This is a genomic window from Pseudoalteromonas sp. JSTW (assembly GCF_013423925.1).
Taxonomy (GTDB): Bacteria; Pseudomonadota; Gammaproteobacteria; order Enterobacterales; family Alteromonadaceae; genus Pseudoalteromonas; species Pseudoalteromonas lipolytica.
The window spans coordinates 280,659-290,000 of record NZ_CP058972.1 but is presented as its reverse complement, the minus strand read 5'-3'; the positions used below and the strand labels follow the sequence as shown (position 1 = coordinate 290,000).

Sequence of the window (9,342 nt, the reverse complement as noted above, 5' to 3'; positions counted from 1 at the left end):
ATAAAAGATAAACACACAGATTGAGGTTTTATAGCTGTCGCTGCAGATCTAAATAACCGACAAAGTACGCAAAATAACCCAAGCTTAAACACTGTTTAGAACATTAACACTTTATATTAGTAGCGCTCACGAGCTAAAGACACTAAAAGGGCTCATGATAGAAAGTGCCGAAGTAGCTTCCATCAGTTTTATTGTTCTCATGAATGCTAGCTGCTCCCAACACTATACACTTCATATTGTGTCGATTTATATTCTGCTTAATGGAATGTTATGTTCAGGCGAAAGGTACCTTAGTTCAACCACACTACTTGCAAACTCCTCGCACTATTTAATTGAGGGTATGTGTTTTTTGACCGAACGTACCAACACACTAGTTGGTTTAACACTCTTTGACTCAGCGAAATCATTCTATACTTGCATGTCTTCCCCCCAAACCAAATAAAACTGCATCATTAAGTTTGTAATAAAGGCTCAACTAAAATTCAAATCGTGAAAATGTATATCATCAGCTCTCGCTGATACAGTATTCTGGTAATAGGCCATTCTTGCGTATGTTCGATTTAGTTACATGTTCGATGTAGTTACACGTTCTATATCGTTATAAGTATCGACAATGATAAGTTCATCAAAACTAATCTATTCACTACCATGAGCTTCTGCTATTTACTGATCGTTGTAATACGACTTAGCGAGCTCAACGCTCTATAAATAAGACCATTAAACAGACTAAACTTTAAAGCCGATGATTGTTCTAATGGTAAAGATTCATTACTCACCTTGATCTCATTTTTATACCATTGTGCTTAATTAAGTGGTCTATTTTGAGGCAATAAAACCGCGTTAATAACAAGGCAAAAATGTCGTTATTGAGGTGTTCTCGGCAATTGCTCTACCTCCTGCATCTATGCAGTCGTAAATCAGACATTTTTAACGCAGCTAGCGACTGGTTTAATAACTCAAAATGATTAAGTATTATTGCGGATTAATATAAGTACCAAGCAGAAATGTGGCTATTAATAATAAATGGTAAGCGTTATCGAATGTCTAAAAGAGCTAACTGTCGAAAAGAATCTGCTGGTGAAAAGAATAGACTGGACGAAACGTGCCTAAAAAAGAGGGCTGCTGTTTATAAGATACCTGACCACAATTTACTGAGAAATTAGATGGCAATAGATCGCATACCAAGAAAGTAAAAAGCCGAGCATAAGCTCGGCTTTTTGGTGTCTTTACGACTTACTCTGCAGACTGTGCGTCTTCTTGAACTTCTTCGTTTGTCGCTGGGCGACCAACTAGTTCAATATAAGCCATTGGTGCATTGTCACCAGCACGGAAGCCACACTTAAGAATACGAGTGTAACCACCTGGACGGTCTGTATTACGAGGACCGATTTCGCTGAACAATTTGCCAACTACTTCATTATCACGCGTGCGAGCAAACGCTAAACGGCGGTTTGCTACACTGTCAGTCTTAGCCAGTGTGATTAAAGGTTCAATTACACGGCGCAACTCTTTCGCTTTAGGCAAAGTTGTTTTGATGATTTCATGTTTCACCAAAGAACCAGCCATGTTGCTGAACATCGCTTTGCGATGGCTGCTGTTACGGTTTAATTGACGACCACTCTTACGATGGCGCATGACCCTATCCTTCTAACTAAACTAATATAGTGATTTAGATTATTCAGCTAGGCTTGCAGGCGGCCAATTTTCTAGGCGCATACCTAGAGATAGACCACGTGAAGCTAGCACGTCTTTAATTTCAGTTAGAGACTTCTTACCTAAGTTAGGTGTTTTAAGAAGCTCAACTTCAGTGCGCTGAACTAAATCACCGATATATTGAATTTGCTCGGCTTTCAAACAGTTTGCTGAACGTACTGTTAGTTCAAGATCATCAACTGGACGAAGTAGAATAGGATCGAATTCTGGCTTCTCTTCTTTCTCTTCTGGCTCAGTTACATCACGTAAATCTACGAATGCATCTAATTGCTCAGCTAAGATAGTAGACGCACGGCGGATCGCTTCTTCAGGATCTAAAGTGCCGTTCGTTTCCATATCAATGATTAACTTGTCTAAGTCTGTACGTTGCTCAACACGGGCTGATTCAACCGAGTACGCAATACGTTCAACTGGGCTGAATGATGCATCAAGCAGCAATCGACCAATTGGACGCTCATCGTCATCAGAGGATAAACGACTAGATGCCGGCACATAACCGCGACCGCGCTCAACACGAATACGCATGCTGATCTCGCTGCTATCTGTCGTTAGGTGACAGATAACGTGATCTGGGTTGGCGATAGTTACATCACCATCGTGCTGAATATCAGCCGCAGTCACAGGGCCTACACCAGATTTAGTCAGGGTCAGAAAAACTTCATCTTTGCCTTCTAAAGTTACTGCTAGACCTTTAAGGTTTAACAGAATTTCAATGATGTCTTCTTGTACGCCCTCTTTCGCGCTGTACTCATGCAATACACCGTCGATTTCTACTTCAGTTACTGCACATCCAGGCATAGATGATAACAGTATACGGCGTAAGGCATTACCCAGAGTATGACCGAAGCCACGCTCTAATGGTTCTAAAACTACTTTAGAACGCGTTGGGTTGATAGCGTCGATATCGACTAACCTTGGTTTTAGGAATTCGGTAACAGAACCCTGCATTTTATCCTCTCTTAACTCTTAACTTTACTTAGAGTAAAGTTCGACGATTAGTTGTTCGTTAATGTCCGCAGACAGATCTGAACGCTCAGGTAGGCGCTTGAAGCTACCTTCCATTTTCTTACCGTCAACTTCAACCCAAGTCGGCTTTTCACGTTGCTCAGCCAACTCTAGAGCAGCGATGATACGTGCTTGTGTTTTAGACTTCTCACGAATTACAACAGTATCTTCTGGTGTAATTACGTATGAAGGAATATTCACAACACGACCATTAACTAAGATCGCTTTGTGGCTAACTAACTGACGTGCTTCTGCACGTGTGCTAGCAAAACCCATGCGATATACAACATTGTCTAAACGTTGCTCTAAAAGCTGTAACAAGTTTTCACCTGTATTACCTTTAAGGCGAGCAGCTTCTTTGTAGTAGTTACGGAATTGCTTTTCTAATACACCGTAGATACGACGTACTTTTTGCTTTTCACGTAACTGTAAACCGTAATCAGATAAGCGACCTTTACGAGCGCCGTGCTGACCAGGTGCAGTCTCAAGTTTACACTTAGAGTCGATAGCTCTTACGCCGCTCTTAAGGAACAGGTCAGTACCTTCACGACGACTCAGCTTGAGCTTAGGGCCCAAATATCTTGCCATGTTATTTCTCCTAACCTATTGTTAAACGCGACGTTTCTTCGGTGGACGACAACCATTATGAGGGATTGGCGTCACGTCAGTGATGTTGGTGATACGGTAACCAGCAGCATTCAAAGCACGTACAGCAGATTCACGACCTGGACCTGGACCTTTAATGAACACTTCTAGATTTTTTAAACCGTATTCTTGAGCAGCAGTACCTGCACGCTCTGCAGCAACCTGAGCAGCAAATGGAGTAGATTTACGTGAACCACGGAAACCTGAACCACCGGCAGTAGCCCATGATAGTGCATTACCTTGACGGTCGGTAATTGTTACAATAGTGTTGTTGAAAGAAGCATGAACATGAGCCATACCATCAGCAACTTGCTTTTTAACCTTCTTACGACGAATTGGTGCTTTAGCCATAATCTACCCCACCTTATTTCTTGATAGGCTTGCGAGGACCCTTACGAGTACGCGCGTTAGTCTTAGTACGTTGACCACGTAGTGGTAACGAACGACGGTGACGTAGGCCACGGAAACAACCAAGGTCCATAAGGCGCTTGATATTTAATGTAACTTCACGACGAAGGTCACCTTCTACAGTGTACTTGCCAACTGCTTCACGCAATACGTCAAGTGTTTCGTCTGAAAGCTCACCGATTTTTGTGGTCTCGGCGATACCAGTCGCTGCTAAGATAGCCTTAGAGCGAGTCTTACCTATGCCATAAATAGCAGTTAAACCGATAACTGCATGTTTATGATCAGGGACGTTAATGCCAGCGATACGGGCCACTAACACATCTCCTATATTTGAATTTGGTTATCATCTGTTTGAAAAGCCCGTAAGGATACTCAAACGAAGACCAAATCACAACTAAAAACACAGGCCGAGTAAATAACTCAGCCTGCACGACTGTTTAATTAGCCTTGCCTTTGCTTATGCTTAGGCTCACTGCAAATTACGCGTACTACACCAGCACGTTTAATAACTTTACAGTTACGGCATATTTTCTTAACGGAAGCACGTACTTTCATTGCTCAACTCCGTAAACTGACCTTATCGGCCGTAGCCTTTAAGGTTTGCTTTTTTCAGCACAGAATCATACTGATGTGACATCAGATGCGTCTGTACTTGTGCCATAAAGTCCATGATTACAACAACGATAATCAAAATTGATGTACCGCCGAAATAGAATGGCGTTTGCCATGCCATAGTCATGAATTCGGGCACCAGACAGATAAAGGTTATATACAAAGCACCTGCCAATGTCAGGCGTGTCATCACTTTATCAATGTATTTAGATGTCTGCTCACCTGGACGAATACCTGGGATAAATGCGCCAGATTTTTTCAGGTTATCTGCTGTTTCACGCGGGTTAAATACCAACGCGGTGTAGAAAAAGCAGAAGAAGATAATAGCCGCAGCTAAAACCATCGCATATAACGGTTGACCTGGAGTCAATGTTGTAGCGATTGTTTGTAGCACATCAGCGACCGGACCTTCACCCTGGCCGAACCAGCTTGCAATTGTACCAGGGAACAGAATTATACTGCTAGCAAAGATTGGTGGAATAACACCCGCCATGTTTACTTTCAGCGGTAAGTGCGTGCTTTGAGCAGCAAATACCTGACGACCTTGTTGACGCTTAGCATAGTTAACGACGATACGACGTTGACCACGCTCGAAGAATACAACGAGGTAAGTAACAGCGAATACGATTACAGCAATCAATAACAGTACAAGTACATTCAGATCACCTTGGCGCGCCATTTCGGCTGTCGAACCAATAGCAGACGGCAGGTTTGCTACGATACCAACAAAAATCAGAACTGAAATACCGTTACCGATACCGCGTTCTGTAATTTGCTCGCCCAACCACATAAGGAACATAGTACCGGTAACTAAACTCACTACAGCAGTGAAGTAGAAACCAATACCAGGGTTAACAACTAACCCGTCCATCATACCCGGTAAGCTTGTGGCAATACCGATTGATTGGATAGTAGCAAGCACAAGCGTGCCATAGCGTGTATACTGGCTGATTTTCTTACGCCCTTGCTCGCCTTCTTTCTTAAGCTCTATAAACGGCGGATACATATGCGTTAATAGTTGCGTAATAATCGAAGCCGAGATATACGGCATAATACCCAGTGCCAACACTGAAGCGCGCTCAAGCGCACCACCGCTGAACATGTTAAACATTTCAACAATGGTGCCCTTTTGTTGCTCGAAGAAATCGGCAAGTACAGCGGCGTCAATCCCAGGGATCGGCACGAATGAACCTAGACGGTAAATAATGATAGCACCCAATACAAATAGTAATCGACGCTTCAATTCCGAAAGCCCACTTTGTGCACTTTTCATATCTTGACCTGGTTTAGCCATTAGTACTTCCTTAGTCTTCTACCTTGCCTCCGGCAGCTTCGATAGCTTCGCGAGCACCTTTGGTCACTTTAAGACCTTTAACGGTAACTGCGCGTGAAACTTCGCCAGATTTTACTACTTTAACGAACTGGATGTTCTTTTTAACTAGACCAGCTGCTTGTAACGCGTTTACGTCTACTACATCGCCTTCAACTTTAGCGATTTCAAAAAGGTTTACTTCAGTAGATACTAATGATTTACGTGAAGTGAAACCAAATTTAGGTAGACGACGTTGCATAGGCATTTGACCGCCTTCGAAACCAACGCGTACTTTACCGCCAGAACGTGATTTTTGGCCTTTATGACCACGGCCACCAGTCTTACCAAGACCAGAACCAATACCACGACCTAGACGTTTCTTTTCAGTTTTTGCACCAGCAGCAGGTGAAAGTGTATTCAAACGCATCGAATTAACCCTCAACCTTTACCATGTAAGAAACTTGGTTAATCATACCACGCACACATGCTGTGTCTTCTAACTCAACAGTGTGATTGATACGACGTAAACCAAGACCGCGTAATGTAGCTTTATGCTTCGGTAAACGACCGATAGAGCTCTTTACTTGTGTTACTTTAACAGTTTTATTAGCCATGGTTTACCCCGTGATTTCGTCTACGCTAAGACCACGTTTAGCAGCGATTGACTCTGGAGAGTTCATGTTCTCTAGAGCTGCAATCGTTGCACGAACGATATTGATCGGGTTAGTTGAACCGTATGCTTTTGACAATACGTTCTGTACACCAGTTACTTCTAGTACTGCACGCATCGCACCACCGGCGATGATACCTGTACCTTCTGAAGCAGGCTGCATGTATACTTTAGAACCCGCGTGGCGACCCTTGATTGGGTGCTGTAGCGTGTTACCGTTTAGGTCTACACTGATCATGTTACGACGTGCTTTTTCCATTGCTTTTTGAATAGCAGCTGGAACTTCACGTGCTTTACCATAACCGAAACCTACTTTACCTGCGCCGTCACCAACTACAGTTAGTGCAGTGAAGCTAAAGATACGACCACCTTTAACCACTTTAGACACACGGTTTACCGCGATTAGCTTTTCAGCCAAATCAGGCTGTTGTTGCTTTGCTTCTACGTTAGCCATTGTCTACTCCTAGAATTGCAAACCGGCTTCACGCGCTGCATCAGCAAGCGCCTTCACACGGCCGTGATATTTAAAGCCACTGCGATCAAAAGCAATCTTTTCGATGCCTTTGTCAGCTGCACGTTCAGCAACCGCTTTACCAACTGCTTGAGCAGCTGCTACGTTACCTGTGCCTTTAACTGTTTCGCTAATTGCTTTTTCAACAGTAGAAGCAGCAGCCAGTACAGTACCCTCAGCAGTAACTACTTGAGCGTAAATGTGACGTGGCGTGCGGTGGATAACAAGACGCGTTGTGCCTTGTTCAATGTAATTTCTACGAGTGCGCTTAGCACGACGTAGACGAGCTGTTTTTTTATCCATCGTCTTACCTTACTTCTTCTTAGCCTCTTTACGGCGTACATTCTCGTCCGCGTAACGAACACCTTTACCTTTATAAGGCTCAGGTTTACGGTATGCACGGATGTTAGCAGCTGTTTGACCAACTAACTGCTTGTCTACGCCCTTAACTAGAACTTCTGTTTGGCTTGGTGTTTCAATCGTAATACCTTCAGGTACTTCGAAATTCACTGGGTGTGAGAAACCAAGAGTTAAGTCTAAAACTTTGCCCTTAGCCGCTGCACGGTAACCAACACCTACTAACTGAAGCTTCTTCTCGTAACCTTCATGCGTACCAACAATCATATTGTTGATTAGAGCGCGAGCAGTACCTGCTTGAGCCCATGCATTGACTACGCCTTCACGAGGTAAAGTTGTAATAACGTTGTCGTTAACTTGTACTTCAACAGCATCGTTGATAGTGCGAGTTAATTCACCGTTTTTGCCTTTAACTGTGATGTCCTGGCCTTTTAATGTAACTTCTACACCGGCAGGAACATTGATTGGTGCCTTTGCTATGCGAGACATAGTTCCCCTCCGATTAAGCTACAAAGCCAATGATCTCACCACCAACGCCGGCACTACGTGCTGCGCGGTCTGTCATTAGGCCTTTAGAAGTTGATACGATAGCGATACCAAGACCACCCATTACCTTAGGTAATTCGTCACGTTTCTTATAGATACGTAGACCAGGGCGGCTAACACGCTGGATATTTTCAATAACAGCTTTGCCTTCGAAATATTTTAATTCGATTGCTAGCTCAGGCTTCGCTTCACCGCTTACAGCGTAATCTGCGATATAACCTTCATCTTTTAATACTTTAGCTACTGCTACTTTCAGTTTTGAAGTTGGCATCGTTACTGATACTTTCTTCGCTGACTGACCGTTACGGATACGTGTAAACAAATCCGCAATAGGATCTTGCAAGCTCATAGTCTTACTCCCGTGATACTATTACCAGCTAGCCTTTTTAAGGCCAGGAATTTCACCGCGCATAGCTGCTTCGCGAACTTTAATACGGCTCATGCCGAATTTGCGAAGGTAACCATGTGGGCGGCCCGTAACGTTACAACGATTACGTTGACGTGAAGAGCTAGAATCACGTGGTAAAGCTTGTAGCTTTAATACCGCGTCCCAACGATCATCGTCAGATGTTTTCACATCACTGATGATAGCTTTTAGTGCAGCACGCTTTTCAGCATACTGAGCAACTAATTTAGTGCGCTTTGCTTCGCGCGCTTTCATAGAATTCTTTGCCATAACCCTACCCTTATTTCTTAAATGGGAAGTTAAACGCTTCTAACAACGCACGGCCTTCCTCATCTGTTTTCGCAGAAGTAGTGATAGTGATATCCATACCGCGTACACGGTCTACTTTATCATAATCAATTTCTGGGAAGATGATTTGCTCACGTACGCCCATGCTGTAGTTACCACGTCCATCAAAAGACTTAGCACTTACACCACGGAAGTCACGGATACGTGGGATAGCGATTGAAACCAAACGCTCAAAAAAGTCCCACATACGCTCGCCACGTAGGGTTACTTTACAACCAATTGGGTAACCTTCACGCACTTTGAAGCCAGCAACAGATTTGCGTGCTTTAGTGATTAGAGGTTTCTGACCAGAGATTGCTTCTAGATCTGCAACAGCATTATCTAGGATCTTCTTGTCAGCTAGAGCTTCGCCCACACCCATGTTTAATGTGATCTTTTCGATCTGAGGGACTTGCATGACAGAGCTGAAACCAAACTTCTCTTGAAGTTCAGCCACTACTTTGTCTTTATATACTTCATGCAGTTTCGCCATCATTCTACTCCAACTATTAGATAGTTTTACCAGTAGATTTAAAGATACGTAATTTCTTACCATCTTCAATCTTGAAACCTACACGATCTGCTTTACCCGTTTCCGAGTTGTAGATCGCAACGTTTGATACGTCGATAGACGCTTCTTTCTCAACAATACCGCCAGCTTGGTTCAACTGAGGAACAGGCTTTTGGTGCTTCTTGATTAAGTTGATGCCTTCGACAAATACTCGACCAGACTCAGTAACAACTGAAAGCACTTTACCGCGCTTACCTTTGTCTTTACCGGCTAGTACGATTACTTCGTCATCACGACGGATTTTTGCTGCCATGATAGA

The 9,342-nt window shown here is 43.4% G+C and carries 16 protein-coding genes; all 16 read right to left on the bottom strand.

The window, feature by feature from the left end; all coding sequences use genetic code 11:
* Positions 1-1,233: 1,233 nt before the first annotated feature.
* On the bottom strand, positions 1,234-1,635 hold the full coding sequence (gene rplQ, locus GZH31_RS01415; protein ID WP_004589197.1) for a 50S ribosomal protein L17: 402 nt from the start codon (positions 1,633-1,635) through the stop codon (positions 1,234-1,236).
* A 39-nt stretch (positions 1,636-1,674) separates the two neighbouring features.
* A complete protein-coding gene (locus tag GZH31_RS01410) occupies positions 1,675-2,661 on the bottom strand; it encodes a DNA-directed RNA polymerase subunit alpha (RefSeq protein WP_004589198.1) in 987 nt (328 codons plus the stop codon).
* A gap of 24 nt (positions 2,662-2,685) precedes the next feature.
* Positions 2,686-3,306 carry a 30S ribosomal protein S4 gene (gene rpsD / locus GZH31_RS01405; RefSeq protein WP_036974007.1) on the bottom strand — a complete coding sequence of 207 codons (621 nt, stop codon included), beginning with the start codon at positions 3,304-3,306 and terminating at the stop codon, positions 2,686-2,688.
* Positions 3,307-3,327: 21 nt separating this feature from the next.
* The gene (rpsK, locus tag GZH31_RS01400; protein WP_036974009.1) at positions 3,328-3,714 is read right to left on the bottom strand and encodes a 30S ribosomal protein S11; all 387 of its coding nucleotides are present in this window, start codon (positions 3,712-3,714) and stop codon (positions 3,328-3,330) included.
* Positions 3,715-3,727: 13 nt separating this feature from the next.
* Entirely contained in the window at positions 3,728-4,084 is a 357-nt protein-coding gene (gene rpsM, locus GZH31_RS01395; RefSeq protein ID WP_036974011.1) for a 30S ribosomal protein S13, read from the bottom strand.
* A gap of 128 nt (positions 4,085-4,212) precedes the next feature.
* Positions 4,213-4,326: a 50S ribosomal protein L36 gene (rpmJ, locus tag GZH31_RS01390; protein WP_002959476.1), complete on the bottom strand. Its 114-nt coding sequence runs from the start codon at positions 4,324-4,326 to the stop codon at positions 4,213-4,215.
* A gap of 22 nt (positions 4,327-4,348) precedes the next feature.
* Positions 4,349-5,677, bottom strand: coding sequence for a preprotein translocase subunit SecY (gene secY / locus GZH31_RS01385; protein ID WP_180311320.1), 1,329 nt, complete (start codon positions 5,675-5,677; stop codon positions 4,349-4,351).
* Between the two features lie 10 nt (positions 5,678-5,687).
* The gene (gene rplO / locus GZH31_RS01380) at positions 5,688-6,122 is read right to left on the bottom strand and encodes a 50S ribosomal protein L15 (protein WP_036974015.1); all 435 of its coding nucleotides are present in this window, start codon (positions 6,120-6,122) and stop codon (positions 5,688-5,690) included.
* 4 nt (positions 6,123-6,126) lie between these two features.
* Entirely contained in the window at positions 6,127-6,309 is a 183-nt protein-coding gene (rpmD, locus tag GZH31_RS01375; protein ID WP_016710201.1) for a 50S ribosomal protein L30, read from the bottom strand.
* Positions 6,310-6,312: 3 nt separating this feature from the next.
* Positions 6,313-6,819, bottom strand: coding sequence for a 30S ribosomal protein S5 (gene rpsE / locus GZH31_RS01370; RefSeq protein WP_036974018.1), 507 nt, complete (start codon positions 6,817-6,819; stop codon positions 6,313-6,315).
* A gap of 9 nt (positions 6,820-6,828) precedes the next feature.
* Positions 6,829-7,179 carry a 50S ribosomal protein L18 gene (gene rplR, locus GZH31_RS01365; protein WP_036974021.1) on the bottom strand — a complete coding sequence of 117 codons (351 nt, stop codon included), beginning with the start codon at positions 7,177-7,179 and terminating at the stop codon, positions 6,829-6,831.
* A 9-nt stretch (positions 7,180-7,188) separates the two neighbouring features.
* A complete protein-coding gene (gene rplF / locus GZH31_RS01360; protein WP_036974024.1) occupies positions 7,189-7,722 on the bottom strand; it encodes a 50S ribosomal protein L6 in 534 nt (177 codons plus the stop codon).
* Positions 7,723-7,735: 13 nt separating this feature from the next.
* On the bottom strand, positions 7,736-8,128 hold the full coding sequence (gene rpsH / locus GZH31_RS01355; RefSeq protein ID WP_036974026.1) for a 30S ribosomal protein S8: 393 nt from the start codon (positions 8,126-8,128) through the stop codon (positions 7,736-7,738).
* A gap of 21 nt (positions 8,129-8,149) precedes the next feature.
* Complete coding sequence (gene rpsN / locus GZH31_RS01350) at positions 8,150-8,455, bottom strand: 30S ribosomal protein S14 (RefSeq protein ID WP_036974028.1); 306 nt, start codon at positions 8,453-8,455, stop codon at positions 8,150-8,152.
* Positions 8,456-8,465: 10 nt separating this feature from the next.
* Positions 8,466-9,005, bottom strand: a complete 540-nt coding sequence (gene rplE / locus GZH31_RS01345; protein ID WP_036974030.1) for a 50S ribosomal protein L5 — start codon at positions 9,003-9,005, stop codon at positions 8,466-8,468.
* 16 nt (positions 9,006-9,021) lie between these two features.
* Positions 9,022-9,336 carry a 50S ribosomal protein L24 gene (gene rplX / locus GZH31_RS01340; protein WP_036974032.1) on the bottom strand — a complete coding sequence of 105 codons (315 nt, stop codon included), beginning with the start codon at positions 9,334-9,336 and terminating at the stop codon, positions 9,022-9,024.
* Positions 9,337-9,342 lie beyond the last annotated feature (6 nt).